At 64.4% G+C, this 26,832-nt stretch carries 21 protein-coding genes; 4 read left to right on the top strand and 17 right to left on the bottom strand.

All coding sequences use genetic code 11. The features are described from left to right. Positions 1 to 133 precede the first annotated feature (133 nt). A complete protein-coding gene (locus BSG19_RS05755) occupies positions 134 to 1,552 on the bottom strand; it encodes a dipeptidase (protein ID WP_092985851.1) in 1,419 nt (472 codons plus the stop codon). A gap of 63 nt (positions 1,553 to 1,615) precedes the next feature. Then, positions 1,616 to 2,119 (bottom strand): MarR family winged helix-turn-helix transcriptional regulator, encoded by a 504-nt coding sequence (locus BSG19_RS05750; RefSeq protein ID WP_092985849.1) that lies wholly within the window; start codon positions 2,117 to 2,119, stop codon positions 1,616 to 1,618. A 419-nt stretch (positions 2,120 to 2,538) separates the two neighbouring features. Here BSG19_RS05750 and polA point away from each other — a divergent pair, with 419 nt between their 5' ends. From polA to BSG19_RS05735, 3 genes are all read left to right on the top strand, one after another. After that, positions 2,539 to 5,556 carry a DNA polymerase I gene (gene polA, locus BSG19_RS05745; protein WP_092985847.1) on the top strand — a complete coding sequence of 1,006 codons (3,018 nt, stop codon included), beginning with the start codon at positions 2,539 to 2,541 and terminating at the stop codon, positions 5,554 to 5,556. Between the two features lie 98 nt (positions 5,557 to 5,654). After that, entirely contained in the window at positions 5,655 to 5,903 is a 249-nt protein-coding gene (locus tag BSG19_RS05740) for a CopG family ribbon-helix-helix protein (RefSeq protein WP_170865906.1), read from the top strand. Continuing rightward, the gene (locus BSG19_RS05735) at positions 5,900 to 6,193 is read left to right on the top strand and encodes a type II toxin-antitoxin system RelE/ParE family toxin (protein WP_092985843.1); all 294 of its coding nucleotides are present in this window, start codon (positions 5,900 to 5,902) and stop codon (positions 6,191 to 6,193) included. The genes BSG19_RS05740 and BSG19_RS05735 overlap by 4 nt, the downstream gene beginning before the upstream one ends. 184 nt (positions 6,194 to 6,377) lie before the next feature. On the opposite strand, the gene BSG19_RS05730 is transcribed toward BSG19_RS05735, so the two are convergent. The 4 genes from BSG19_RS05730 to dut form a co-directional block, all read right to left on the bottom strand. Continuing rightward, the gene (locus tag BSG19_RS05730; RefSeq protein WP_092985841.1) at positions 6,378 to 6,998 is read right to left on the bottom strand and encodes a TetR family transcriptional regulator; all 621 of its coding nucleotides are present in this window, start codon (positions 6,996 to 6,998) and stop codon (positions 6,378 to 6,380) included. A gap of 85 nt (positions 6,999 to 7,083) precedes the next feature. Next, a complete protein-coding gene (locus BSG19_RS05725) occupies positions 7,084 to 10,248 on the bottom strand; it encodes an efflux RND transporter permease subunit (RefSeq protein WP_092985839.1) in 3,165 nt (1,054 codons plus the stop codon). 9 nt (positions 10,249 to 10,257) lie between these two features. Further along, complete coding sequence (locus tag BSG19_RS05720; protein ID WP_092985837.1) at positions 10,258 to 11,574, bottom strand: efflux RND transporter periplasmic adaptor subunit; 1,317 nt, start codon at positions 11,572 to 11,574, stop codon at positions 10,258 to 10,260. 210 nt (positions 11,575 to 11,784) lie between these two features. Next, complete coding sequence (gene dut / locus BSG19_RS05715; protein WP_092985835.1) at positions 11,785 to 12,249, bottom strand: dUTP diphosphatase; 465 nt, start codon at positions 12,247 to 12,249, stop codon at positions 11,785 to 11,787. A 112-nt stretch (positions 12,250 to 12,361) separates the two neighbouring features. Between dut and BSG19_RS05710 the strand changes: the two genes are divergently transcribed. Continuing rightward, positions 12,362 to 13,945, top strand: coding sequence for a peptide chain release factor 3 (locus BSG19_RS05710; protein ID WP_092985833.1), 1,584 nt, complete (start codon positions 12,362 to 12,364; stop codon positions 13,943 to 13,945). 173 nt (positions 13,946 to 14,118) lie between these two features. Here the strand turns inward: BSG19_RS05710 and otsA are convergent, their stop codons facing one another. From otsA to BSG19_RS05655, 11 genes are all read right to left on the bottom strand, one after another. Further along, a complete protein-coding gene (otsA, locus tag BSG19_RS05705; RefSeq protein WP_092985831.1) occupies positions 14,119 to 15,492 on the bottom strand; it encodes an alpha,alpha-trehalose-phosphate synthase (UDP-forming) in 1,374 nt (457 codons plus the stop codon). A gap of 70 nt (positions 15,493 to 15,562) precedes the next feature. Continuing rightward, positions 15,563 to 16,408 carry a trehalose-phosphatase gene (gene otsB / locus BSG19_RS05700; protein WP_092985829.1) on the bottom strand — a complete coding sequence of 282 codons (846 nt, stop codon included), beginning with the start codon at positions 16,406 to 16,408 and terminating at the stop codon, positions 15,563 to 15,565. Positions 16,409 to 16,466: 58 nt separating this feature from the next. Continuing rightward, entirely contained in the window at positions 16,467 to 17,189 is a 723-nt protein-coding gene (locus BSG19_RS05695; RefSeq protein WP_092985827.1) for an HAD family hydrolase, read from the bottom strand. A 156-nt stretch (positions 17,190 to 17,345) separates the two neighbouring features. Continuing rightward, the gene (locus BSG19_RS05690; protein ID WP_092985825.1) at positions 17,346 to 17,957 is read right to left on the bottom strand and encodes a LysE family translocator; all 612 of its coding nucleotides are present in this window, start codon (positions 17,955 to 17,957) and stop codon (positions 17,346 to 17,348) included. 37 nt (positions 17,958 to 17,994) lie between these two features. Beyond that, positions 17,995 to 18,825 (bottom strand): AraC family transcriptional regulator, encoded by an 831-nt coding sequence (locus BSG19_RS05685; protein WP_244529113.1) that lies wholly within the window; start codon positions 18,823 to 18,825, stop codon positions 17,995 to 17,997. Further along, positions 18,822 to 19,226, bottom strand: a complete 405-nt coding sequence (locus tag BSG19_RS05680) for a GFA family protein (RefSeq protein ID WP_092985821.1) — start codon at positions 19,224 to 19,226, stop codon at positions 18,822 to 18,824. Before BSG19_RS05680 ends, BSG19_RS05685 begins: the two co-directional genes overlap by 4 nt. Before the next feature lie 552 nt (positions 19,227 to 19,778). Beyond that, positions 19,779 to 20,579 (bottom strand): 5-deoxy-glucuronate isomerase, encoded by an 801-nt coding sequence (gene iolB / locus BSG19_RS05675; RefSeq protein ID WP_092985819.1) that lies wholly within the window; start codon positions 20,577 to 20,579, stop codon positions 19,779 to 19,781. Between the two features lie 143 nt (positions 20,580 to 20,722). Further along, positions 20,723 to 21,625, bottom strand: coding sequence for a myo-inosose-2 dehydratase (iolE, locus tag BSG19_RS05670; RefSeq protein WP_092985817.1), 903 nt, complete (start codon positions 21,623 to 21,625; stop codon positions 20,723 to 20,725). A gap of 37 nt (positions 21,626 to 21,662) precedes the next feature. After that, positions 21,663 to 23,552, bottom strand: coding sequence for a 3D-(3,5/4)-trihydroxycyclohexane-1,2-dione acylhydrolase (decyclizing) (gene iolD, locus BSG19_RS05665; protein ID WP_092985815.1), 1,890 nt, complete (start codon positions 23,550 to 23,552; stop codon positions 21,663 to 21,665). Positions 23,553 to 23,672: 120 nt separating this feature from the next. Then, a complete protein-coding gene (gene iolC / locus BSG19_RS05660; RefSeq protein ID WP_170865905.1) occupies positions 23,673 to 25,601 on the bottom strand; it encodes a bifunctional 5-dehydro-2-deoxygluconokinase/5-dehydro-2-deoxyphosphogluconate aldolase in 1,929 nt (642 codons plus the stop codon). A 103-nt stretch (positions 25,602 to 25,704) separates the two neighbouring features. Then, the gene (locus BSG19_RS05655) at positions 25,705 to 26,607 is read right to left on the bottom strand and encodes a MurR/RpiR family transcriptional regulator (protein WP_092987215.1); all 903 of its coding nucleotides are present in this window, start codon (positions 26,605 to 26,607) and stop codon (positions 25,705 to 25,707) included. Positions 26,608 to 26,832 lie beyond the last annotated feature (225 nt).

Genomic DNA, 26,832 nt, shown 5'->3' with positions numbered 1-26,832 from the left:
GTCCGGCGGAGGCAGTCTCGACGTCATATGGGTCATGAGACCATTGCCATTCGGTCGGGTCAAGGGCGACCCGGCCGGCGGCGTCTTCACAATATCTTGAAATTTCAACGCGTCAGCGCGAAGGTTCGACGCATCAGCGAGCCGTTGCCAGCGCGTCGAGGATGCGAACCCAGGAACGGATGCCCTTGTGGAAGGACTGGAGATCATACTTTTCATTGGGCGAATGGATGCGGTCGTCTGACAGGCCGAACCCAACCAGCAGCGATTCCATGCCCAGCATCTTCTGGAAATCGCCGACGATCGGAATGGAGCCGCCCATGCCGATGATAACGGCAGCCTTCGGCCATTCCTCCGACAAAGCCGACTTTGCCGTGTTGAGCAGCGGCGAATCATAAGGGAGCTGGATGGCCGGCGAGCCGCCATGCTCGTGAAATTCGACCGAGCAATCGGCTGGAATATGCGCCCGGACATAGTCGCGGAAGGCCGTACGGATCGCGGCCGGGTCCTGCTGGCCGACGAGGCGGAAGGAGATCTTCGCGGACGCCTTGGAGGCGATCACCGTCTTGAAGCCTTCGCCCGTATAGCCGCCGGTGATGCCGTTGACCTCGGCCGTCGGCCGCGCCCAGGTGAGTTCGAGGACCGAGCGGCCCTGTTCGCCCGCGGGGATGGAGAGGCCGATCTCGCCGAGCATCTTTTCGGCCGTCTGGCCGAGCGTTTCCCATGCCGCCTTGATCTGCGTCGGCGTCTCCTCGACGCCGTCGTAGAAGCCCTCCAGCGTCACGCGGCCGGTTTCGTCGTGAAGGCCGGCGAGAATGCGCGAGAGGATGTGGATCGGATTGGCGGCAGCGCCGCCGAACATGCCGGAATGCAGATCGCGGTCGGCGGCGGTCACCACGACCTCCTCGCCCACGAGACCGCGCAGGCCGGCGGAGATGGCGGGCGTCTCGCTGTCCCACATGCCGGTGTCGCAGACCAGCGCGTAGTCGGCCTTGAGCTCCTGCGCATTGGCGGTCAGGAAGGGCTTGAGCGATGGCGAGCCGGACTCTTCCTCGCCCTCGAACAGCACTGTCACGCGGCACGGCAGGCTGCCATGGGTTTCCTTATAGGCGCGGCAGGCTTCCACGAAGGTCATCAGCTGACCCTTGTCGTCGGAGGTACCGCGACCGGTGATGACTTTGCGGCCAGGGGTGCGGCCAGGGGTGCGGTCAGGCGACAGCTCGCGCACGGACGGCGTGAAGGGATCCGCCTCCCAGAGCGACAGCGGATCGACCGGCTGAACGTCGTAATGGCCGTAGAACAGCACATGCGGCGCGTCAGTGGTGGCACCGTCATGATGCGCGACGACCATGGGATGACCGGGCGTATCGCGCACCGAAGCCGTGAAGCCGATGCTTTCCAGATCCGCCACCAGCCATTCCGCCGCCTTGCGGCAGGCGTCCCTGTAGGCCGGATCCGTCGAGATGGAGGGGATGCGCACGAGGTCGAAGAGCCGTTCCAGGCTGGCGTCGAGATTGGTGTCCGCCTTGGCGAGAACGCCGGTGATATCGGTCATTGCACTGCTCCTTGATGTCGGCGCGACCCTACTCAAAAATTCCGGCTTGGGAAGGCCCGGACATCAACGCGGGCTGTCGGGGCCCTGTTCCCCGCCGGGATCGGCCTCCGCGTCGCGGTGCGCGGAGATATCTGCGGGCGCGCACGCGGCATTGGCGATGGCCATGCGCATATATTCCAGCATCAGCGCGCGCTCGAAGCGGCAGAACCCGACAAAGAGCGCGTCATCGGCCGCCCGCGCCGCCGTCATCGCCTCGTCCTTCAGGGCGTGTCCGCGATCGGTCAGGAAGACGTGCCGGGTCCGCCGGTCAGTCGGGTGGGGACGTCGCGTGATCAGTCCGTCGCGCTCCATGCGCGCCAATGTATTGGCAATGGTTGCCTGCTCGGCATCCAGCCGGTCGATGAGCTGGCGCTGCGTCAGCCCGTCCTCGTTCCACAATTCGGCGAGCACCGGAAACTGCCCCGGCGCAAAGCCGAGCTTGCGGCCCCTCTCCTGCAGCTGGCGGGAGAAGCCTCGAGCCAGAAGGCTCGCGAGATAGGTGGCGGACTCCATGCGGTCATAGGCCATGAGAATGGGTACGCCCGGGACAGAATCCTGACAAGATCGCAGCGACCACCAGAAGCGGAAAAACCGCCATGCCCCCCAAAGAAAAACCGCCATGGCGGAGGCGGGCCATGACGGTTTTTGATGATGGACAAAGGCCCGGAGAGGGGGGTTAGGCCTTTGTCCTTGCATCTGGGTTCGGCGGGGGACAGGCCTTCACCAGATGACGGCGCTAGTCGCTGCCGTTGGTTGAGATTTGTGGGTCCGAATGTGGCTTTTCAAGGGAAGCGACGGGAATGCCTGATTACAAATCGGTAAGGTTTGGGGTGGGCCCTCATTTTCCCGGCTTCTCCTTCATCAAACGGTGGGAGACCGCACGGACGGCATCGGCGGGACGGGTTGCCCGATGGACCTTTCGCGCCTGTCGCGCTATCCGTGTCTCCATGAAAAAAGGCGATCATCTTTTCCTCGTGGACGGCTCCGGCTTCATCTTCCGGGCCTTCCACGCCATTCCCCCGCTGAACCGCAAATCGGACGGCCTGCCCGTCAACGCGGTCTCGGGCTTCTGCAACATGCTGTGGAAGCTTCTGACGGACGCGCGCGATACCTCCGTCGGCGTCACGCCGACCCATTTCGCCGTGATCTTCGACTTTTCCTCGAAGACCTTCCGCAACGATCTCTATGACAAGTACAAGGCCAACCGCACGGCCCCGCCGGAAGACCTGATCCCCCAGTTCGGCCTGATCCGTCACGCGACGCGCGCCTTCAACCTGCCCTGCATCGAGATGGAGGGTTTCGAGGCCGACGACCTGATCGCCACCTATGCCCGGATGGCGGAAGAAGCCGGCGGCGACGTGACCATCGTCTCCTCCGACAAGGACCTGATGCAGCTGCTCACCCCTTGCGTCTCCATGTATGACAGCATGAAGGACAAGCAGATCGGCATTCCCGAGGTCATCGAGAAATGGGGCGTGCCGCCCGCCAAGATGATCGACCTTCAGGCCCTGACCGGCGATTCCACCGACAATGTGCCGGGCATTCCGGGCATCGGCCCGAAAACCGCCGCACAGCTTCTGGAAGAGTTCGGCGATCTCGACACGCTGCTGGCCCGCGCCGGCGAGATCAAGCAGGTGAAGCGCCGCGAGAACATCATCGCCAATGCCGATCTCGCCCGCCTGTCGCGCGAACTCGTGACGCTGAAGACTGATGTGCCGGTCGACATGCCGCTCGACGCGCTCGACTTGCATCCGCAGGACGGGCCGAAGCTCGTGGCCTTCCTCAAGGCGATGGAATTCACGTCGCTGACCCGCCGCGTGGCGGCCGCGACCGACACGGATGCCGATGTCGTGGCGCCAGCCCATATTCCGGTCGAAGGCGGCGCGCAGGCCCACGGGCCGGATCTCGATGCAGGGGGCGCTGCGGGCACGGCTTCGGCCGGCGCGCCGTCGACGCAAGGTTTCCCCGAGACTGCGGAAGAAGCGGCCAGCGTGCTGCGCCAGGCGCCGGTGCTGCCCGTGGAGACCGGCGCGACGCCGCAGGGTCTCGCCCAGTCGCGCGCCGAGGCGTTTGCCACCGCGCCCATCGACCGCTCGACCTATGTCACGATCCGCGATGTCGCGACGCTTCAAAGCTGGATCGCGGCGGCCCGCGAAGCAGGTCTCGTCGCCTTCGACACGGAAACCAATTCGCTCGATGCGATGCGGGCCGATCTCGTCGGCTTCTCGCTCGCCATCGCCGACAACAGCCGCGATGCGTCCGGCACCTCCATCCGCGCCGCCTACGTGCCGCTGCTCCACAAGAGCGGCGTCGGCGACCTGCTCGGCGGCGGGCTGGTGGAAAACCAGATCCCGAGCGGACAGGCGATCGATCTCCTGAAAAGCCTGCTCGAAGACCCGGCCGTTCTCGTCGTCGCGCAGAACATGAAATACGACTATCTCGTCATGAAGCGTCATGGCGTGGAGATCGCCCGCTTCGACGACACGATGCTGATGTCCTACGTATCGGATGCCGGCGCGAACACGCACGGCATGGACACCTTGTCCGAGCGCTGGCTCGGCCACCAGCCGATCCCCTTCAAGGATGTGGCCGGCAGCGGCAAATCGATGGTCACGTTCGATTACGTCGATATCGACCGCGCCACCGCCTATGCCGCCGAAGATGCCGACGTGACGCTGCGGCTCTGGCATGTGCTGAAGCCCCGGCTGGCCGCCAAGAAGCTCATGCGCGTCTATGAGCGGCTGGAGCGGCCGCTCGTGCCCGTGCTCGCGCGCATGGAGGAACGCGGCATCTCCATCGACCGGCAGATCCTGTCGCGGTTGTCGGGCGAACTCGCGCAGGGCGCGGCGCGGCTTGAGGCCGAGATCCACGAGCTGGCCGGCGAAAGCTTCAACATCGGCTCGCCCAAGCAGCTGGGCGATATCCTCTTCGGCAAGATGGGCCTGCCCGGCGCGTCGAAGACCAAGACCGGGCAATGGTCCACCTCGGCGCAGGTGCTCGAAGACCTGGCACTTTCCGGCCACGACCTGCCGCGGCGCATCGTGGACTGGCGCCAGCTGACCAAGCTGAAGTCCACCTATACGGACGCCCTGCCCGGCTTCGTGCATCCCGATACAAGGCGCGTCCACACGTCCTATGCGCTCGCCGCCACCACCACGGGGCGCCTGTCCTCGTCGGAACCCAACCTCCAGAACATCCCGATCCGCACCACCGAAGGCCGCAAGATCCGCACGGCCTTCATCTCGACGCCAGGCCACAAGCTGATTTCGGCCGACTACAGCCAGATCGAGCTGCGGGTGCTCGCCCATGTCGCCGATATCCCCCAGCTCCGGCAGGCTTTCGCCGACGGCATCGACATCCATGCGATGACCGCGTCCGAAATGTTCGGCGTGCCGGTCGAAGGCATGCCGAGCGAGATCCGCCGGCGGGCGAAAGCCATCAATTTCGGCATCATCTACGGCATCTCCGCCTTCGGCCTCGCCAACCAGCTCTCCATCGAGCGCTCCGAGGCCGGCGACTACATCAAGCGCTATTTCGAGCGCTTCCCCGGCATCCGCGACTACATGGACGCGACCAAAGCGTTTGCGCGCGAGAACGGTTACGTCGAGACCATCTTCGGCCGGCGGGCGCATTACCCCGACATCCGCTCGTCCAACCCGTCCGTGCGCGCCTTCAACGAGCGTGCCGCCATCAACGCACCGATCCAGGGCTCGGCCGCCGACGTCATCCGCCGCGCCATGGTTCAGATGGAACCGGCGCTCGAAGCGGCAAAACTTAGCGACCGCTGCCGCATGCTGTTGCAGGTCCATGACGAACTGATCTTCGAAGTGGAGGACGCCGACATCGACAAGGCCATTCCCCTGATCGTGTCCGTCATGGAAAACGCCGCCCTGCCGGCGCTCGACATGCGCGTGCCCCTGAAAGTCGACGCTCGCGCCGCGCATAACTGGGACGAGGCGCATTGACCGAGGTCACGGCGGTCGGCACCGACGCCGCAGATCGGCGATCCCTTGACGACGCATAATGGTTCACGACAGATTAGGGTGAACCTAGGAAAGGATGCATCATGACCGCATTCACCGTGCAGGTGCCGGACGAAACGGCTGCGAGGCTCGACCAGTTGGCCGAAAAGCTTGATCGTTCTCGCTCTTACATAGCCGCACAGGCAATCGAGGACTTTATCGCCCGAGAGGAATGGCAGCTTGCCGAGATCGAAAACGGCCTGGCGGAAGCCGACCGTGGTGAGTTCGCCAGCGCCGACGACGTGGCGAAGCTTGTCGCCAAATACGTGACATCAGTCCGCCCGTCATGAGGAGAAAATCTCTTCGCTGGACACGAAGAGCGCTGCGGCGACTTGATGAAATCGCTGCTTATATCGAAAAGGACGAGCCGCTCGCCGCTGCCCGTGTCGTGTCCCGTATCGTCTCTGCGGCTGAAACATTGACGGAGCAGCCTGCCATGGGTCGGGTTGGACGCATCGAGAATACGCGGGAGCTGGTCCTTCCAGATGTATCCTACATTCTCCCGTATCGTGTCACGAGTGATGACATTCAAATACTAACCGTGCTTCACACGTCTCAGAACTGGCCGCGAACTCTTTAAACAAGCTATCGGTGATCGCGTTTTAGATACGGGCGGCAACATACGAAATTCTCAGCTTTCGTCTTTCGGCAGCTGGTTTTAACGGCGTTCGCGCTTCAACGGCTTTATGCTGGACCGTCAAGCTGCGTGCACCACACTCGGGACGCCCGTATTTTATACCGCTGCCCGCCATCGCCAGGAATGCTCAGCTCGCCCGCGCATTCCGAAAGCAGCCGAAAAGGCGGGAGAGGCCCTGCCGGCCTTCATGGGCAAGGTCGAAGCGGCGGCCGAAGAGGAGCCATTCGCTGCACAGGCCCTTGATCATCCAGCGCAGCGCACGGGCAGCGCTCGCCGGCGTCCAGGAACCGCTAAGCGCCCCCCGCGACGCGGCCTTGCCGAACGCATCTTCGAGATACCGCGTGTGCTCGTCGTCGATTTCCTGCTGCCGTCCGAGAACGGGTGCGAGGTCGCTCGTATAATCGCATCGCAGGAGGATGGTGAGGATGCGCTGGCGCTGTTCGTCGCTCGCCATGACATCAAGCCATTCGCCGGCGACCGCCTCGATATGGGCGAGGATGTCGATACCGGCATTTTCGATTTCGCCGCGCAACAGTTCCTCGTCGGGCAGAGGCACCGCCTTGTAGAGCTCCAGAAAGATATCGGCCTTGTTCTGGAAGTGCCAGTAGATGGCGCCACGGGTGACGCCGGCTGCCGAGGCGACATCCTCGAGCGTCGCATTGGAGACGCCCTTCTCGAAGAAGACGTGCTCCGCCGCATTCAGGATGCGGTTGCGCGTTTCCTCAGCTTTTGCCTTCGTCCGCCGCATGGTCTGTCTCAAGCCTCCCACAAGCCTTCCCCCAAGCCTCTTCGAGAGGGGGGCCGGCCTGCCCTCAGGCAGGCCGGAACCGCGATCACTCGGCCGGTGTCGTGCCAGCTGTGTGGCCAGCCGTTGCGCCGGAAGCCGGTTTGGTGTGCTCGTTCTTCTTGCCGCGCTGGAAGATCTTCATGACGAACACGAAGAAGACGGGCACGAAGAAGATCGCGAGGATCGTCGCCGAGATCATGCCGCCGAGAACGCCGGTGCCGATGGCGTTCTGGCTGGCCGCCGAAGCACCGCTGGCAATCGCGAGCGGCACGACGCCGAGCGTGAAGGCGAGCGAGGTCATGAGGATCGGGCGGAAGCGAAGATGCGCCGCCTCGATCGTCGCGTCCATCAGCGACTTGCCCGCCTCCATCTGCTCCTTGGCGAACTCGATGATCAGGATCGCGTTCTTGGCGGACAGACCCATGATCGTGATCAGGCCCACCTTGAAGTAGACGTCGTTGGACATGTCGCGGAGCAGGATCGCGAGGACCGCGCCGATGATGCCGAGGGGAACGACGAGCATGACCGAGATCGGAATCGACCAGCTTTCGTAGAGCGCGGCAAGGCACAGGAAGATCAGAAGGCAGGACAGGCCGATGAGAAGCGGGGCCTGCGAACCGGACTGGATTTCCTCGCGCGACTGGCCCGACCACTCATAGGCAAAGCCCGAGGGCAGCTGGGTCATGAGCCGTTCCATTTCCGCAATCGCCTCGCCCGAGGAGTGGCCGGGTGTCGCCTGGCCCGAGATACGGATCGAGGGATAGCCGTTATAGCCGACGGTCTGCGCCGGACCCATCTGCCACTCGATGGACGAGAAGGCCGAGAGGGGGACCATGCCGCCGTTCGTATTGCGCACGTTGAGCGTGAGCAGGTCCGACGGCTTGGTGCGCTTGCTCTCGTCGGCCTGCACGGTCACGCGCTGCAGACGTCCGGAATTCGGAAAGTCGTTGACGTAGGTGGAGCCGAGATTGGTCGAGATCGTGGCATTGATGTCGGCAAAGGCGACGCCGAAGGTGTTGGCCTTCTCGCGGTCCACGATCAGGTTGAGCTGGGCGACGTCCGGCAGGCCGTCCACGCGAACGCCGGCAAGGATCGAGCTTTTCGCGGCAAGGCCGAGAAGCTGGTCGCGGGCAGCCGCCAGCGCCGTATCGCCCTGGCCGGCGCGATCCTGAAGGCGGAACTCGAAGCCGTTGCTGGTGCCAAGCCCCTGAATCGGCGGCGGCGACAGCGCAAAGGCGATCGCATCGCGGATCTGGCTGAACGCGATGGAGGCGCGCATGGCGATCGATGCCGCGGAATCGTCCGCGCCCCGGTCCGCCCAGTCCTTCAGCGTGATGAAGGCGAGAGCGGCGTTCTGGCCCGAGCCGGAGAAGGAGAAGCCGTTGATGGCGATGATGCGCTCCACGGCGCTTTCCTTGCCGAAGAAACCTTCCACCTGCTGGATGACCTCGGTCGTCCGGTTGGCGGTGGCTTCGGAGGGAAGCTGCATGGAAACGATGATGTAGCCCTGGTCCTCGTTCGGCAGGAAGGCCGAGGGAAGGCGCATGAACAGGTAGCCCATGGCCGCGACGATGACGAGGTAGACGAGGATGAAGCGGCCGGACCGCTTGATCATCCACGAGACCCAGCCGCTGTAGCCGTGCGAGGTCTTGTCGAAGCCGCGGTTGAACATGCCGAAGAAGCCGCGCTTCTGCTGGTGCTGGCCCTTCGGGATCTGCTTCAGGAAGCTGCCGGCAAGCGCCGGCGTCAGCGACAGCGCCAGGAAGGCGGAGAACAGGATCGAGGTCACCATGGTCAGCGAGAACTGCTGGTAGATGACGCCGACCGAACCCGGGAAGAAGGCCATGGGAATGAACACGGCGGAGAGAACCAGCGTGATGCCGATGACGGCGCCGGTGATCTGGCCCATCGCCTTGCGCGTCGCCTCCTTCGGCGTCAGCCCCTCTTCCGTCATGATGCGCTCGACGTTCTCGACCACGATGATCGCGTCGTCGACGAGAATGCCGATGGCGAGAACCATGGCGAACATGGTCAGCACGTTGATGGAGAAGCCCGCGGCATACATGATGGCGCAGGTGCCGAGCAGCGCGACCGGCACGACGATCGTCGGGATGAGGGTGTAGCGGATGTTCTGGAGGAACAGGAACATCACGAGGAATACGAGCGCCATGGCCTCCAGAAGCGTGTGGAGAACCTTTTCGATCGAGACCTCGACGAAGGGCGCGGTGTTGTAGGGAATCGAATATTCGACGCCCGCGGGAAAATAGCCTTTCAGCTCTTCCATCCGCTCCTCGATCAGGGTGGCCGTGTTGAGCGCGTTGCCGGTCGGGGTCAGCTGGACGGCGATGGCGGCCGAAGGCTGGCCGTTCAGCCGGGTCGAGGTATCGTAGCTCTGCCCGCCGACCTCGACGCGCGCGACATCGCGCAGGCGCACGGCCGAACCGTCGGGATTGGCCCGCAGCACGATCGCTCCGAATTCTTCCGGCGAGGACAGCTGGCCCTTGACGAGAACGGGAGCGGAGACCTGCTGGGTGATCGGGTTCGGCTGCGCCCCGATCGAGCCGGCGGCGATCTGCGCGTTCTGCGCCTGGATGGCGCTGGTCACGTCGCCGGCCGTCAGATTGAGGCCGACCATCTTGTCGGGGTCGATCCAGATGCGCATGGAGCGTTCGGAGGAGAACAGCTGCGCCTGGCCGACGCCTTCGATACGCTGGACTTCGTTCAGCACGTTGCGGCTGAGATAGTCTCCGAGCCCGATGGCATCCATGGAGCCGTCGGTGGAGGTCAGCGAGATCACCAGGAGGAAGCCGGAGCCGGCTTCATCGACCTGAATGCCCTGCTGCGTGACCGCGTCGGGAAGGCGCGGCTCGACGCGGCGAACGCGGTTCTGCACGTCCACGGCCGCGTCACCCGGGTCCGTGCCCGGCGCGAAGGTGACGTTGATGGAGACGGAGCCGGCGGCGTTCGACGTGGACTCGAAATACTGGAGCCCCTCGATACCGTTCAGCTCGTTCTCGATCAGCTGCGTCACACCCTGATACGTCTCGGTGGAGGACGCGCCGGGATAGGTGGCGGAAATGCTGATCTGCGGCGGCGCGACGCTCGGATACTGCGCGATCGGCAGGAACGGGATCGCGATGATGCCGACGATCATGATGAAGAGGGCGACGACCCAGGCGAAAATGGGCCGGTCGATAAAGAAACTGGGCATGGACCGTCCTTAATTCGCTTGTGCAGGTGCCGCTTCAGCAGGCTTGGCGCCGCCTTCGGGAGCGGCGGGCTTGGCGTCGGCAGCGGGCTGGCCGGCCGGATCGTTGCCCCCCTGACCGGAGCCGGCAGGCTCGCCTTCCGGCTTCGCGGCGGCGGCGGGGGCCGCTTCGCCTGCCGGCTTCGGCGGCTCGGGGTTCCAGTCGACGGCCTTCACCGGCGCGCCGGGACCGATCTTCTGGAAGCCTTCCACGATGATTTTTTCGTCGGGCTTCAGGCCGTTCGACACGACCCAGCGATCGCCGACGACGCGGCTCGTGGTCACGGGGCGGATTTCGACCTTGCTCTCGCCGTTGACGACATAGACGAGCGCCTTGCCGGCGGTGTCGCGCTGGATGGCCTGCTGCGGCACGGCGATCGCATTGCGCTCGATGCCCTGCTGGATCAGGCCGCGGACATACATGCCGGGCAGGAGATCGCCGTTCGGATTGGCGAATTCGCCGCGCAGTGTGATCTGGCCGGTGGTTTCATCCACGGCCGCTTCCGAGAAGAGCAGACGACCCTTCTCCGGGTAGGGCGTGCCGTCGTCCAGCAACAGCTGGGCGGCCGCCTCGTTGGCATCCGTCATCAGCTGGCCGTCCTGCAGCGCCTTGCGCAGGCGGATGACATCTGTCGCCGTCTGGGTGAAGTCGGCATAGACAGGGTCGAGCTGCTGGATCGTGGCGAGATTCTCGGTGCCGCTCTGGCTGACCAGCGCGCCTTCGGTGATGAGCGCGCGACCGATGCGGCCGGTGATCGGCGCGGTAACGTTGGTATATTGCAGGCTCAGGCGCGCGGAGGCGACGCCGGCCTCGGCAATCGCCACATCGGCATCGGCCGCTGCCAGCTGGGCGACGGCATCGTCGAAATTCTGCTGGGTCGCAACATTCGACCGGCGCAGCTGCTCCTGCCGCTCGGCGGTGATCCGTGCCTGGTTCTGGACGGCCTTTGCACGGGCGAGCGTCGCCTCGGCGCTATCGACCTGCACCTGAAACGGCGCGGGATCGATGCGGTAGAGCACGTCGCCCTGCTGCACCGTTGTGCCCTGCTCGAACACGCGCGCGACCACGATGCCGGAGACACGCGGGCGAACTTCCGCCGTGCGGGTCGCGGCGATCCGGCCGGGAAGCTCGTTGGTGATCGGCAGCTCCTCGGTCTTCGTCGTGACGACGGCGACTTCGGACGGGGGCGGCGCAGGCTGGCTCTGCGCCTTCTCCTCCTCCTGCTGGCAGGCACTCAGGAAAGCCGCGCTGATGAGAAGAGCGGCGAGCGTCAGACGATTGGTCCGCATAAATAGGTCCCACGAAAAAGACCGGAGCGCGCATGAGACATCATGGCGTCGGCCGGAGGAAACGAGAATCAGACAGCGTCCCGAAAATGGGTTCAGGGCAGGTCGAGCACTATACAAACACGAGTGTATGTTAACGAGTCAAGCAGATCCTTACGATGATGCAGCGCACAATTTCGTGAAGCCTTGACAAGCAGCGCTTGCGCGCAGGCCTCAGACGCCGGTCGAACCGAAGCCGCCGGCACCGCGCTCCGTCTGCGAAACGTCCGTGGCCTCCACCACGCGCGCCTGCGTCACCGGAGCGATAACCATCTGGGCGATGCGCATGTCGCGGGTGATGATGAAGGCCTGCGAACCATGATTTATCAGCAGCACCTTCACCTCGCCGCGATAATCGCTGTCGATCGTGCCCGGCGTATTCAGGCAGGTGATGCCGTTCTTGAAGGCAAGGCCCGAGCGCGGCCGCACCTGCCCCTCGAACCCCTGCGGGATTTCGAAGATGAAACCGGTCGGCACCAGCGCACGGGTCCCTGGCGACAGCACCAGCGGCTCGTCCGCGGGCACGGCCGCCCGCAGGTCCATGCCTGCGGCACCGCGGCTCTCATAGGCCGGCAGCGCCAGCCCCTCTCCATGCGGAAGACGGATGAGGGCGAGAACGGGACCGAGAACGTCCGGCATGATCGGCTCCTTCGAAAGGCGGGTGCAAACGCCGGGATGACGGCGTCAACGGCGTCAATTGCATATCGGCCTTCATATCGCTAGATAAGCCCTGCAAAACAGGACAATCCCGATGGCTGAAACGCTTGCCGATGCGGTCTCCCGCCGCCGAACCTTCGCGATCATCGCACACCCCGACGCGGGCAAGACGACGCTGACCGAAAAGCTGCTGCTGTTCGGCGGCGCGATCCAGCTGGCCGGCGAGGTCAAGGCGAAGAAGGACCGTATCCAGACGCGGTCGGACTGGATGAAGATCGAGCGCGAGCGCGGCATCTCGGTCGTCACCTCCGTCATGACGTTCGAATATGACGGCAATGTCTTCAACATTCTCGACACGCCCGGCCACGAGGACTTCGCCGACGACACCTATCGCACGCTGACGGCGGTGGATGCCGCCGTCATGGTGATCGACGCCGCCAAGGGCATCGAGCCGCGGACCCTGAAGCTGTTCGAAGTCTGTCGCATGCGCGACATCCCGATCATCACCTTCATCAACAAGATGGACCGTGAAAGCCGCGATCCCTTCGAGATCCTCGACGAGGTCGAGGAGAAGCTCGCCCTCGACACGGCGCCGATCACCTGGCCCATCGGCCGCTCGAAGAGCTTCTGCGGCTCCTACTATCTCGCCGAAAACACGGTGCGCGGCTCGGATACGCAGGTGGAGGCCCTGAAGGTCAACGGCCCGCAGGCCGTCGCCGACCGGCTGCCGGAAAACGAGCGCGCCACCTTCATCGAGGAGACCGAACTCGCGATCGAAGCCTGCCGGCCGTTCGACAGGCAAGCCTTTCTCGAGGGCCACATGACGCCGGTGTTCTTCGGCTCGGCGCTGCGCAATTACGGTGTGCGCGACCTCATCAACGCGCTCGGCGCCATGGCCCCGCCGCCGCGCGATCAGGTGGCCGATATCCGCACCGTGCATGCGAGCGAAGACAAGATGACAGCCTTCGTCTTCAAGATTCAGGCCAATATGGACCCGAACCATCGCGACCGCATCGCCTTTGCCCGCATCTGCTCGGGCAAGCTGGAGCGCGGCATGAAGGCGCGGCTCGCCCGCACGGGCAAGCAGCTCGGCCTTACCGCCCCGCAGTTCTTCTTTGCCTCGCAGCGCCAGCTGGCCGATACGGCTTATGCAGGCGACGTGGTCGGCATTCCCAACCACGGCACGCTGCGCATCGGCGATACGCTGACCGAGGGCGAGAACCTCGTCTTCCAGGGCGTGCCGAACTTCTCGCCGGAAATCCTGCGCCGCGTGCGGCTGGAGGATGCCATGAAGGCGAAGAAGCTCAAGGAAGCCTTGCAGCAGATGGCCGAAGAGGGTGTCGTGCAGCTGTTTTCGCCCGAAGACGGCTCCCCGGCCATCGTCGGCGTCGTCGGCGCCCTCCAGCTCGACGTTCTCAAGGAGCGGCTGCAAGGCGAATACGGCCTGCCCGTCTCGTTCGAAATGGCACGCTTCTCGATCTGCCGCTGGGTCTCCTCCAGCGAGCCCGGCGAACTCGACCGCTTCATCACCGCGCGGCGCGGCGACATCGCCCGCGACCTCGACGGCGATCCAGTTTTCCTGGCGCAGGACAGCTTCTCGCTGAACTACGAAGCGGAACGCTGGAAGGCGATCAAGATGGTCGCCATCAAGGAATATCACGTCGCCAAGGCGGCGTGATATTCCTCCCCGCAACGTCATCCTCCCTCGCGATACGTCATCCCAACGCGCAAACGTCATCCTCGGCCTTGTGCCGAGGATCTGCGGCACGGTCTGCGATCTGACGGATCATCGTGTTTGCGAGGGCGACGGCAGATCCTCGGCACAAGGCCGAGGATGACGAAAAAAGGTGATCAGGCAACGAGGTCCTTGAGGAAATCGTCGCACCAGCGCACCACGTCGTGCTCGTTGAGATAATCCATCATCTTGCCCCACCGCTCCTGCCGCTCCGGCAGCGGCATCGACAACGCCCGCGCAATGGCGTTCGCGGTACCCTCGATGTCGTAGGGGTTGACCAGGAGGGCGCCTTCGAGCTCGCGGGCCGCCCCGGCAAAGCGGGACAGCACCAGCACGCCCGGATTGTCCGGATCCTGCGCTGCGACATATTCCTTGGCGACGAGGTTCATGCCGTCGCGCAGCGGCGTCACCAGACCCACTTTCGCCATCCGGTAGAGGCCGGCGAGAATCGGCCGCGAGATCGAGCGGTTGATATAGCGGATCGGCACCCAGTCCACCGTGCCGAGTGCGCCGTTGACACGCCCCGCCTGTTCGGCGACCGTGCGCTGCATCGCCTCGTACTCCGGCACTTCGGAGCGCGATTTGGGCGTCACCTGCAAATAGGTCACCTTGCCCTGTTGTCCGGGGCTCGCCTCGATGAAGCGTTCGAAAGCGTCGATCCGCTGGGTGATACCCTTGGAATAGTCCAGCCGGTCAACGCCGATGATCAGGTCGCGCCCCTCGATGCTGGCGGCCGCCTTCCTCACCATGACATGCGACGCGCTCTTTCGGGCAAAATTGGCAAAGGCCTTCGTCTCGATGCCGATGCCATAGGTGCCGCCCTTGAAGATGCGGCCGTGCGCACTGTAGCGACCGGGATTGATCTCGTTGCCGATGCCCTCGCGGCGAAGCCCGCCTGCGAAGTTCTCCAGATCGTGGTCCGTCTGGAAGCCGATGAGGTCGTAATGCGAGAGACCGCGCATGATCTCCTCATGCACCGGCATGGCAAAGAGCACATCGGCCGGCGGCCAGGGAATGTGGAGGAAGAAGCCGATACGGTTCTGGATGCCCATCTGGCGCAGTTCGGCCGCGAGCGGAATCAGATGATAGTCGTGGATCCAGATGACGTCGTCCGGCTGCAACAGCGGCGCCAGCCGATGGGCGAAGAAGCGGTTCACGCGGAAATAGCCGGCCATTTCCTTGCGGCCGTATTCGGCGAGATCCAGCCGGTAATGGCAGATCGGCCAGAGCACGCGGTTGGCGAAACCGAAATAATATTCATCGACATCCTTGTCGGTGAGGTCCGTCAGCGCATAGGTGATCTTGCCCCGGTCCTTGAGGTCGAGCGCTGCCGGCTCCTTCGTGCCGCTGGATTTGCCGGACCAGCCCATCCAGATGCCGCCATGCTCCTCGAGCGCGGCCTGCAAGGCGACGGCAAGGCCGCCCGCCGGGGCATCGCCCGATTTTTCCGGCACCGGTACCCGGTTGGACACGACGATCAGACGGCTCAAAATGGTTTCCTTTCAGATATCGGTCGGAATACGCTCAAGAACGCGTTCCGACAGTCGGCGCACGGGCCGCTCACGGCTTGCCTGCATGGGCAAGCGCCGCCAGTGCGTTGCGCACCTCCTGCGCCGAACCGATCGTGGCCTGCGCCTGCGTTTCGAAACCGGGGGCACCGACCCGGAGAGACATGCCGCCGGCGGCATTCGCCACCTTGAACATGGCCTCGTCCGTCACGTCGTCGCCGATCGCCAGCGGCTTTCGGCCTTCGAAGGGCGACTGCGACAGAAAGGTCATGAGGGCGCCCCCCTTGCTCGCCGTTGCCGGGCGAAGCTCCACGACCATCTTGCCGAATTGCAGGCCCCAATCGCCGCCGATGGCGACCGAGGCGCGCCGCATGATGTGCTCCACATCGGCGCAGCGTTCCGGCGCCAGCCGGTAATGCAGCGCCACGGCGGCGCCCTTGTCCTCGAACAGCACGCCGTCCCAATCCTTGACCGTCTTGGCGATCTCGTTCTTGAGCGTCACGAAGGCAGGCGTGATGTCGGGCCGCGTAATCGCGCCGGTCTGGTCGCGGAGTTCGGCGCCATGAAGGCCGGCGATCGGGAAGGTCGCGGGATCGAACAGCACGTCGGCATAATGCAGCGCCCGTCCGGTCACGAGCGCAAGCGCGCCACCGAGACGGTTGGACAGCGACATGAGCGTTGCGGGCAGATCAGGGGGAACGACGATCGCGTCCGGCGTTTCCGCAAGATCGACCAGCGTGCCGTCGATATCGAGGAACAGGGCCCAGTCGTCCGGCTCTGCGGCGATGCGCCTGAACACGTCGGCTGACAGGTCGGCGGGCACGTCCGGGAACGGCTCCTGCCCGCCGGTCGTGACGCCCGGATCCGGTGTGAGAAGGGTGTGGCTGTCGTTTGGCATGAGGGTCTAGTTAGGTCGCCGCGTTCCCGCGGCAACCCTTAACGACGGTGACGTGTCCTTAAGCGCGCGACTTTTCAACCAGCATGAGACGTCCGTCGGAAGCGATCTCAACCGCAAGTCCTTCATAGCCGGGGATCTTCAGATGTGTCGTTTCCATCGCGTGCTCATGCGTCGTGGTGACGACAGCAACATCAGCGCCCGCCGCCTCGCCGGCCATGACACCGGCCGGAACGTCTTCGAACACGAGGCAATCCTCGGGATTGAAGCCGACGCGCTCGGCGCCGAGCCGGTAGCAATCCGGAGCCGGCTTGCCCTGTGTCACGTCTTCCGCCGTCACCAGAAATTTCGGCGCCGTGATGCCGGCCTTGGCAAGACGGGCCTTTGCCAGCGGCAGCGGCGAGGAGGTGACGATTGCCCAGCGGTCGGAAGGCAGCGTCTTCAGGAATTCCAGCGCGCCGGGGATCGGCTTGACGCCTTCGACATCGTCGATCTCGGCCTGGGTGATGTAGGCCGCTTCCTTCGCCGGATCGACGCCCGGCAGGTTCAGCTGCGTGATCGTGTCGATGCCGCGCTTTCCATGCATGAAGGGCAGGAAGGTCTTGAGGTCGAGCCCGTGCGCCACGGCCCACTTGCCCCAGACGCGCTCGGCCGCCGCAATGGAGTTCAGGAGCGTGCCGTCCATGTCGAACAGGAAGGCGGAAAACGGCTTGCCGAGCGTGGGATGCGAGGACAGGGTTTCGGTGGAAGACGAAGCGGATACGGGAGAAGACAAGACTGGCATTCCTTTCGGTCTCGAAGAGATCGCGGCCCCATGTTGCCGAGCGTAGCGGGCCGCGTTGCAAGGTCTCCTCGGCTTAAGGACATCGGCGCCGGAAAGCAAATGGCGAAGGCGGGAAGGATGGGAGAATGCCGCATCGGGTCCCTCTCCATGCTTCTCTCAGTGGCCTTCGATGGCGAGCCGCAGCCCCATCGTCGCAAAGGCTGCGGCAAAACTGCGACGCATCCAGATCATGATCGCGGGGCGCGTCAGGATCGCGGATCTTGCCGCACTGGCAAACAAGCCGTACAGCGCGAAAACAAGGAAGGTCAGCAGCATGAAGATCGCAGCCAGCGCCATGAGATCTCCTGTCGGAGACAGGGTTTCCGGCTGAATGAACTGCGGCAGGAACGAGAGAAAGAAGAGCGTCAGCTTCGGATTGAGCACATTGAGAAGAATGGCGGTGCCGACGATTTTCAGCGGACGCGGGCCGGCGGCGCCGTCCGCGATCTCCAGTCCGCCGCCACCGCGCAACACCATCACGGCCATGTAGAGGAGATAGGCGACGCCCGCGAACCGCACGGTCGTGAACACGAGAGCGCTGGCGTGGAGAAGGGCCGACAGGCCGAGGATTCCCACCGCGATGTGCGGCACGATGCCGAGCGTGCAGCCGAGGGCCGCAAACAGGCTGGCGCGGGCTCCGGCGTTCACGCCGATAGCCAGCGTATAGAGAACGCCGGTTCCTGGCAGAAGGATGACGACGAGCGAGGTCAGAAGATAATCGAGCGACATGATGGGCGTCCTGTTCCGTGAGGGAAACGCCACTCGATCAGACAGGTGGATATGCGGTCTTGAACGAAATTGCAGGCGGCCACGCTGCGGAGGCTAGGCCCCCCGGCGTGAACCCGAAATTGCGGACGAAGAGCCGCGTCATGTGGCTCTGATCGGCAAAGCCGGAGGCGACTGCGGCCTCGCCGAGTGTCATCCCGCGCAGGATCATCCGGCGGGCAAGACCGAGGCGCTTCTGGACGATATAGGCATGAGGCGTGAGCCCCGTCTCCCGTGCGAAGGCACGCAGGAACTGGAAGCGGGAAAGGCCCGTGTCCGCTGCAAGATGCTGGAGGGTGAGAAAAGCGGCGGGATCGTCATCGATCCGCTGGCGGGCGATGGCCGTCGTCCCGAACGGCGCATCGGCGACGGGCGTGCGTCCGAGAAGGCGGGCCACGAGGGAGAGGAGGCCCGCCTCGGCCGCCATCGCGCAGGCCGTCTCACCGGATATGGCCGAAACGAGCAGGGGAAACGCCGCCGCGAGATGCTGGTCGGCGATGACCGGATCGGTGAATTCGAACGTCGCGCCCTCTCGCTCGCGGACATCGCTTGCGATCCTGTGCATCTGTTCGGGGTCGATATAGAGCATACGCCAGCGCCGCATCTCGCCGCGGATCGCGTGACCGTCATGCACCTCGCCGGGATTGACGGTGATGATATGGCCGGGTCCCGCCTCGACACGGCCCCGGCCGCTTGCCGAGACTTGGCCGCCCGTCTCGATCAAACCGAACCCGAAGTCGTCGTGCGTATGCCGGCCGAAGCTTGCATCGGTCTGCGCACCGACCACGACGATCCCTTCGATGACGGCGGCCGCGACGCTGAAGGGCCTCAATCTCCCGGCTTCCCCGGCAGTTGCGAGACCGTCTCCAGCCATGGCGCGGCGGACGAGCACCAGATCTGGCGCTTCGGCGCGAGGTCGCCGCGCTGGCGGATATTGCCCCAGCGGATGCCGATCTCCGCGGCCTCATTGCCCTCTCCCGTCGTGAAAATCGGTGAGCCGCAATCGGGGCAGAACATCTGAAGACGGCGGTGACCGTTATCGGCCGTCTTCACATAGGTCTTCGGCGAACCTTTCGTCAGCGCGAATTGCTCGCGCGGAACGGAGACCGTGACCCGGTAGACTGTCCCCGTCAGTTGCTGGCAATCGGTGCAATGACACACGGAGACCGCATCGGGATCGATCTCCGCCTCGAAAGCGATCTCTCCGCAGTGGCACGCTCCATCGATTCTCATGTCCGGCCTCCCGTTCTCTAAGACTGCTATATAATCCCCGAAACAGGAACCGGTTTCAGCATAAATATGCGTTGCCGCGCGCGGGGATACCGGCACGACGCCACGCTTGTGATTTCAATGCCTTGTAAAAAATCTCGGGGCCATCCATCCCCGCCCCGCCTGCGCCATGCCATCATCGCCCCGTTCCGTCGCGGATACACCGGAAGGCGTTCCGGCGAGGCGGGGCCGGCTCCGGGAGGCAAGGGCGGGACGCAAGCCCGGTCTTCAGGGGTCCGCAGAAAATGGTCTCCCTCCGGGACGGCGGTGCGATGCAGTCCTGCATCGGATCGGATGAGCCCGGACGTGCCTGTGCGGCACACAGCTTCGCTTCCGCCTTTCACGGTTTCGACCGCGCGAGGGCAAACCGGGGTCAGAGAGACCGGAGTTGCGGGCATAAACCGCCGAACGGGGCACCGGAAGGTGTCATACTCATACCTTTTTACGCGGCAACTTTCGGTGCCCCGTCCGAACCTGTTTTTTCAAAGCTCCGGCGTTTCGCGCGCGGTGCCGATGTCACACGCCCGTGAAAAGCCAGGCATGCTCCTTGGCATTGTTGAACTTCCACGCCCGCGAAGGGCCGGCCATGACGTTGAGGTAGTAAAGATCGTAGCCATGGATCGCGGCGACCGGGTGGTAGCCTTTGGGCACCAGCACGACGTCGCCGTTCTCCACCGCCATGGTTTCGTCCAGCGAGCGGTCGTCGGTATAGACGCGCTGCATGGCAAAGCCCTGCGACGGGTTGAGGCGGTGGTAGTAGGTTTCCTCGAGGAAGCTTTCCGCCGGCAGGTTGTCCTCGTCATGCTTGTGCGGCGGATAGGACGAGGTGTGGCCGCCGGGGGTGATGACCTCGACCACGAGCAGCGACTGCGCCGCGCCGTCGTCCTCCGGCATGATATTGGTGACGTAACGGGTATTGGTGCCCTTGCCGCGCGTCATCTGCGGGTGCCGGTCCGGCCGGATGACCTGCGCCTTGAAGCCCTCGCCGCCCGGTGCCGAGCAGACCCCGAGTTCCAGCTCCGTCGTCGCCGTCACCGTATAGGTCGCGCCCTTCGGCACATAGACCGAAAACGGCGCGCCCTCGAACGGGCTCATCCGCTCACCGAGCTCGCCGAAATCCTCGCCCTCCACGGTCACCCGCGCCTTGCCGGCAACGAGCACGAGGCAGACCTCCCGCTCGCCCGTTTCGCCTGACATCGCCTCACCGGCACCGAGCCTGTGCAGCTGAAAGCCGACATAGGTCCAGCCGGCACTGTCCGGCGTGATGTCATGGACGAGACCGCGAGAGCCCTGCGGCTTGACGAGGAGGTTCGGCATGTCAGGTTCCTATCCGTGTTGTTGGGTTGAGACCGGCTCGGCCTTGCATCTGAAGGCAAACGCGTTTGCCCCAAGTCCCTTCGCCCCGCTCAAGCGGGGAGAAGGTGCCGGCAGGCGGATGAGGGGCCATCGCAAATATGAGATCAGGACCGATCCAGCCCCGCCTCTTTCGCAAAGGCCTTCAGCGATTTGAACCCGAGCGACTGGTATTCGAAGGGAATGCGGATGGCGCTGTCCTGTTCCGCCTCGATCACCAGCCAGCCGTCATAGCCGTGCTCGGCAGCGATCTTGAGGACGGCCAGGAAATCCACACCCCCCTCCTCGTCGCCCGGCACGGTGAAGACGCCGCGGCGCACGCCTTCGAGGAAAGACAGGCCGTTGTCCTCGACCTCCCTGCGCACCGCGCGGCGGACGTTCTTGGCATGGATGTGGCGCACGCGGTGCATGTATTTCGCCGCAAGCTCTGCCGGGTCCGAGCCGCCGAACCAGGCATGGCCGGTGTCGAGCAACAGCTTGGTCGCAGGTCCCGTCGTCTCCATCAGCCGGTCGATCTCGGGTCCGGTCTGCACGATCGTGCCCATGTGGTGGTGATAGACGAGTTCGATGCCCTGATCGGCGCAATATTGGGCGATCGCCTCGATATCGGCGCCGAACTTTTCCCACTGGTCGTCGGGCAGCACCGGCTTGTCGGCCACAAGCGAAGTCGCGTCATTGCCGTGAATGGCATTGGACGTCTCGCAGACGATGCAGACCTTGCAGCCGTTCGCCTTCAGGAGATCGAGATGCGGCTGGATCGCCGCCTTCTCGGCCTCGACGTCATGGGTCAGAAGATTGGTCGAGTGCCAGCCGGAAACGAAGACGAGGCCGTATTCGGCAAGCTTCGCCTTCAATGCCTGCGGGTCGGTCGGCATCTTGTGTCCCTTCTCGATGCCGTCGAAGCCGATCTTCTGGCAATCGGACAGGCAGTCTTCGAGGGAGAGATGGGCGCCGATCGTCTGATCGTCGTCATTGGTCCAGGCGATCGGGTTGGTTCCGTAGCGGATCATGATGGTTCTCTGTGACAGGTGAAAACGTTGAAAGGCATTAGCCGACGCGCTGGGCGGCAAGCGCCCGCTCGTAAGCCCGGCGCGCCTCGCCGACTTCGTCGCGCCCGGAGACTTCCGGCACCGCGACATCCCACCAGTGGCCACCGGCATCCGTGGTGATCAGCGGGTCGGTGTCGATGACGATCACGGTCGTGCGCGTTTCCGCCGCCGTCTGCGCCAATGCCGCTTCCAGCTCGGCGAGCGAGGCGACCTTGCGCGTCACGGCGCCCATGGCGGCGGCGTGTGCCGCGAAGTCGATAGCGGGCAGCTCGACGTGGTGGGTGTCGGCCAGCAGATTGTTGAAGTTCGCACCGCCGGTCGCCATCTGCAGCCGGTTGATGCAGCCATAGCCGGCATTGTCGAGGAGCACGATGGTGATCTTCGCACCGAGCATGATGGAGGAGGCGATCTCGGCGTTCAGCATCATGTAGCTGCCGTCGCCGACCATCACGATGACGTCGCTCGAGGGCTTTGCAAGCTTCACGCCGAGACCGCCGGCAATCTCGTAGCCCATGGTCGAGAAGCCATATTCCATGTGGTAGCTGCCGGGCTTTTCGGCCCTCCAGAGCTTGTGCAGCTCGCCCGGAAGACCACCTGCCGCGCAGACGAGCGTGGTATCGCGGTCGCGGGCCCGCATGACCGCGCCGATGACCTGCGCGTCGGAGGGAAGATCCACATTGCTGGCGGCCAGCGCCGTGTCGGCTGCAAGCTGCCATTCGGCTTTCAGGGTGCCGGCCTTGTCTCCCCAGGCGCTGCCGGCATGGTAGGTTCCAAGCTCCGCCGACAATTCGGCAAGCCCGGTCGCGGCATCGCATACGAGAGGCAGGGATTCATGCTTGGCAGCGTCGAAAGCCTGCACGTTGAGCCCGACGATTTTCAGGCCCTCGTTCTTGAACAGCGCCCAGGAGCCGGTGGTGAAATCCTGAAGGCGCGTGCCGACCGCAAGCACGAGGTCGGCTTCTTCGGCAAGCGTGTTCGCCGCCGATGTGCCGGTCACGCCGACGGAGCCCATGTTGAGCGGGTGGCCGTCCGGCAGCGACGATTTGCCGGCCTGCGTTTCCACGACGGGGATGCCGTGCTTTTCGGCAAAGGCGGCCAGCGCCTCGCTCGCCTCGCTGTAGAGCACGCCGCCACCGGCAATGATGACCGGCTTCTTTGCCGCGGCAATCGCGGTGGAGGCGGCAAGGCGCTCCTGCGTATCCGGGCGGAGTTTGCGCGGCAGCCAGACCTTTTCGGCAAAGAAGCTCTCGGGGTAGTCGTAGGCCTCGGCCTGCACGTCCTGGCAGAGCGCCAGCGTCACCGGGCCGCAATCGGCCGGGTCGGTCAGCACCTGCATGGCGCGGCGCAGCGCGGGGATGATCTGCTCGGGGCGCGTGATCCGGTCGAAATAGCGAGAGACCGGGCGGAAGCAGTCGTTGACGGTCATGCTGCCGTCGCCGAAGTCCTCGATCTGCTGCAACACCGGGTCCGGCCGGCGATTGGCGAAGACGTCGCCGGGCAGGAGCAGGACCGGCAGCCGGTTGACATGGGCGAGCGCGGCCGACGTCACCATGTTGAGCGCACCGGGGCCGATCGAGGTGGTGCAGGCCATGAAACGGCGGCGGAAGCTTGCCTTGGCGAAAGCGATGGCGGCGTTCGCCATGCCCTGCTCGTTCTGGGCGCGGTAGGTCGGCAGCGTGTCCTTGATGCCATGGAGCGCCTCCCCCATGCCGGCCACATTGCCATGGCCGAAGATGGCGAAAACGCCGCCGAAGATCGGCACGGTCTCGCCGTCGATCACCGTCATCTGCCGCGTCAGAAAGCGCGCCACGGCCTGCGCCATGGTCAGACGCACCGTTCCCGCCGGGGTACCTGTATCGCCGGATGCGATGGGGGCTTGCTGGTTCATGATCTCAAGGTCTCCTCACGCCGCAGGTTTTGCGCCTGCCTGTCCTTGCCGCCCGTTCGGACGGTGTTTGTCTTTGTCGTCATCGGCCTCGACGGCTCAGGCCGCCCCTCAGGCAGCCCCTCAGGCAGCCTTGTCGTCGGCAAGGCCGACCCAGAGATCGACCAGCTGCTTGAAACGCCGCGCCATATCGTCGATCGCCGTGGCATCGTCGATCTCGCCCGCCAGCCAGCGGCGCGCGGCATCCACGAAGATCGTGCGTCCCACGGCAAAGCCGCGGACCTGACGCGAGGTGCGGGCCGCGGCAAAGCCGTCCTTCAGCGCCTCGTAAGGCGCTTCGAGACCCAGCAGGACCACGCCGCGGCAGAGCGGATCGCGCGTCTCGATGACGTCGTCGATGGCGCTCCAGGCGCTGCGGCTCGCCTGCGGCTCCAGCTTCCACCAGTCGGGCTTCAGCCCGGCGTCGTAGAGTTCGTGGAGCGCGCGCGGAATGGTCGTGTCGTCCAGCGTGCCGTGCTTGCTGGCGATGATCTCGATCAGGATTTCGCGCCCGACCTTGCGGGCCGCCTCGAAGGCCGCGCGCAGCTTGGCGATCTGGGTCGCCTTCATCTCGGCCGGATCGTCCGGATGATAGAAGCTCAGCACCTTGATGCAATGGTCGACGGGCCAGTCGATCAGGCGACTGCCGAGATCCTGGCTGAATTCGAACTGCAACGGGCGCGAACCCGGCAGCTCGATCGGTTTCGCCACCCAGAAATCCTTGAGCGCGCCGGCCGCATACAGGGCGTCGCGGCCGTATTTGTCGTCGATCAGCATGCCGAAGCCCGGCCGGCCGTCGGCGATCTTTGCAGCAGCCTTGACGGCGAGAACCTTGAAGGCGGGAATGCGGGCGAGCTTCCCCGCATCGTCCCCGGCCATATCCTCCAGCTGGCTGCGGTGATCGATGGCCAGCGCCATCAGGCTTGGAATGTCGCGGCGGCGGGTGGTCGCCCAGTGCACATGGTTAATGTCAGCGTCCTTGCGCAGCGCATGTTCCTTGCTGCCGTTTTCAAGGAAGAACTGAAGCTCCGTCCAAGTGGGAATTTCCGGCGCACAGAGCAGCCGCGAGACGGCGAAAGCACCGCAGGCATTGGCCCAGGTCGCCGAGGTCGCATGCGGCTCGCCGGCCAGCCAGCCCCGCAGGAAGCCGGACATGAACGCATCGCCCGCCCCCAGAACGTTGTAGACCTCGATCGGAAAGCCCTTGCCGATGATGCCATCTTCCAGATTGTCGGAAATCGCGCCGTCATAGACGATGCAGCCCATCGGGCCGCGCTTCAGCACGATCGTGGCGGCCGACTGAGCACGGATCGTCTTCAGCGCAGCAAGAAGATCGCTTTCGCCGGACGCGATCAGCACCTCCTCTTCCGTGCCGACGATCAGGTCGCAATCGGCCAGAACCGTCTTCAGATGTGCCGAGACATGCGCCGACGCGATGTAGCGGTTGTCGCCGGCGTCATGGCCGGCAAGGCCCCAGAGGTTCGGCCGATAGTCGATGTCGAAGGCGATCCTGACGCCGGCTTCCTTCGCGATGCGGATCGCCTTGCGCTGGGCGGCATCGGTGTTGTCACGGGAGAAATGCGTGCCGGAGACGAGGATCGCACGGGACGAGCGGATGAAGGCCTCGTCGATATCGTCTTCGCAAAGCGCATTGTCAGCGCAGTTGTCGCGATAGAACAGCAGCGGAAACGAATGGTCGTTCTCGACGGCAAGGATGGCCAGCGCGGTCAGGCGCTCGGGATCGGTGACGATGCCTTTCGTCTCGACGCCTTCGCGGGTCAGCTGTTCCACGATGAAGCGGCCCATCTGCTCCTTGCCGACGCGGGTCAGCAGCGCCGATTTCAGGCCGAGGCGCGCCGTGCCGACCGCGATATTGGTGGGGCAGCCGCCGACGGACTTGGCAAAGCTTGCCACGTCCTCCAGCCGCGTTCCGATCTGCTGCCCATACAGGTCCACGGAGGCGCGGCCGATGGTGATGATGTCGAGCGGCCGTGCCGCATCCCTCTGGCTGATCCCGGTCAACGTTCATGTCCTCCCGACTGCGGCGCGTCGTCTTTTTGGTTCTCGAATTGGACCTATGGAACATGAATTCCGTCTATTCGTCAATATGGAATTTTCATTCCATCTCTGAAATGGACGATCCGCGACGGCGCTTCTCGGCGATTGCGACTGTCAGGGCCATGGCGAAAGCCATGCTGGCCGACAGGGAGCGAAAGCCCGCATGATCGGCTTCCACGATCTCGAACCAGATCTTCGACGATTCCACCAGCGGCGAGAACGCGCTGTCGGTCAGCGACACCACCGGCACCTCGCGATTTGCCAGAAGACGGGCCTGATGAATGCTTTCGGACGTATAGGGCGAGAAGCTGACGGCAAAGGCCGCATCCCGCCTTCCGGCAAGTGCCAGGATGTCGTCGTCGATGCCCGCAGCCGTGCCGACCATCTGGTAGCGGATCTTCAGCTTGCCGAAGGCATAGGCCATGTAGCCGGAGATCGGGTAGGACCGGCGCTTGGCGATCAGGAAGATGGTCTCGGCCTTTGCCAGAATATCCACCGCCTGCTCGAAGGAGGCGGGATCGACGGAGCCCGCGATATTGTCGAGCGACCGGTGGGCCGCCGCGACGAAACCGTTGAAAATCGCGCCGCTTTCCAGCTGGCTGTGGCCGTTGTCGCCGAGCGCCTTCAGCCGTTCCTCATAGCCCGGATTACGCTCGCGCAGGCGTGCCCGGAAGATCTGCTGCAGGCTGGAAAAGCCCTCGAAGCCGAAATGCTGGGCGAAGCGCACGAGCGTCGAGGGCTGCACGTCGGCGTCTGCCGCGATGCTTGCGGCCGTGCCGAAGGCGATCTCGTCGGGCTGGTCGAGCGCATAGGCCGCCACCTGCCGCAGGCGCTTGGGCAGTTGCCCCTTGCGTTCCAGAATGACCGCTTTCAGCGCGTCGAAATCCTGCGGCACGGCGGCAAGCGTCGTCGTGGCGTCCTCCCCGGCTTCGACATTCGGCGCGCGCCCGACATCCGGCATCATCCAGTCATCCCTCTTTCGGCCTTTGTTCCAGATCGCCATCGTAACGTCTGCCCGGCAAGAATGATAGAACATCCGTTCCAGAACCGACTGTCGCCCAAAGGGCACAGCGGAATGTTAACGCATTTTTACCACCTTCCCCCTGAAGATCACACGCGCTTATGGTTAACGACATCAGTCCACGCGATTCGCACCGCAAATCGATTGGGCTTCAAAACATCCGGC

The organism is Rhizobium sp. NFR03, assembly GCF_900111275.1.
In the GTDB taxonomy this organism is placed as follows: Bacteria; Pseudomonadota; Alphaproteobacteria; order Rhizobiales; family Rhizobiaceae; genus Ferranicluibacter.
The sequence above is the reverse complement of the archived record's forward strand: the minus strand, read 5'-3'. Positions and strand labels throughout refer to the sequence as shown.

What these genes read in the sequence shown, in the direction of transcription:
- otsB (WP_092985829.1), bottom strand. Translation starts at nt 16,408, where the DNA reads ATGCCAAACGACAGCCACACCCTTCTCACACCGGATCCGGGCGTCACG.
- BSG19_RS05750 (WP_092985849.1), bottom strand. Translation starts at nt 2,119, where the DNA reads ATGGCCTATGACCGCATGGAGTCCGCCACCTATCTCGCGAGCCTTCTG.
- BSG19_RS05735 (WP_092985843.1), top strand. Translation starts at nt 5,900, where the DNA reads ATGAGGAGAAAATCTCTTCGCTGGACACGAAGAGCGCTGCGGCGACTT.
- BSG19_RS05725 (WP_092985839.1), bottom strand. Translation starts at nt 10,248, where the DNA reads ATGCCCAGTTTCTTTATCGACCGGCCCATTTTCGCCTGGGTCGTCGCC.
- BSG19_RS05680 (WP_092985821.1), bottom strand. Translation starts at nt 19,226, where the DNA reads ATGAGAATCGATGGAGCGTGCCACTGCGGAGAGATCGCTTTCGAGGCG.
- iolB (WP_092985819.1), bottom strand. Translation starts at nt 20,579, where the DNA reads ATGCCGAACCTCCTCGTCAAGCCGCAGGGCTCTCGCGGTCTCGTCCAT.
- BSG19_RS05690 (WP_092985825.1), bottom strand. Translation starts at nt 17,957, where the DNA reads ATGTCGCTCGATTATCTTCTGACCTCGCTCGTCGTCATCCTTCTGCCA.
- BSG19_RS05730 (WP_092985841.1), bottom strand. Translation starts at nt 6,998, where the DNA reads ATGCGGCGGACGAAGGCAAAAGCTGAGGAAACGCGCAACCGCATCCTG.
- BSG19_RS05655 (WP_092987215.1), bottom strand. Translation starts at nt 26,607, where the DNA reads ATGCCGGATGTCGGGCGCGCGCCGAATGTCGAAGCCGGGGAGGACGCC.
- BSG19_RS05755 (WP_092985851.1), bottom strand. Translation starts at nt 1,552, where the DNA reads ATGACCGATATCACCGGCGTTCTCGCCAAGGCGGACACCAATCTCGAC.
- iolE (WP_092985817.1), bottom strand. Translation starts at nt 21,625, where the DNA reads ATGATCCGCTACGGAACCAACCCGATCGCCTGGACCAATGACGACGAT.
- iolD (WP_092985815.1), bottom strand. Translation starts at nt 23,552, where the DNA reads ATGAACCAGCAAGCCCCCATCGCATCCGGCGATACAGGTACCCCGGCG.
- BSG19_RS05720 (WP_092985837.1), bottom strand. Translation starts at nt 11,574, where the DNA reads ATGCGGACCAATCGTCTGACGCTCGCCGCTCTTCTCATCAGCGCGGCT.
- BSG19_RS05710 (WP_092985833.1), top strand. Translation starts at nt 12,362, where the DNA reads ATGGCTGAAACGCTTGCCGATGCGGTCTCCCGCCGCCGAACCTTCGCG.
- BSG19_RS05695 (WP_092985827.1), bottom strand. Translation starts at nt 17,189, where the DNA reads ATGCCAGTCTTGTCTTCTCCCGTATCCGCTTCGTCTTCCACCGAAACC.
- dut (WP_092985835.1), bottom strand. Translation starts at nt 12,249, where the DNA reads ATGCCGGACGTTCTCGGTCCCGTTCTCGCCCTCATCCGTCTTCCGCAT.
- polA (WP_092985847.1), top strand. Translation starts at nt 2,539, where the DNA reads ATGAAAAAAGGCGATCATCTTTTCCTCGTGGACGGCTCCGGCTTCATC.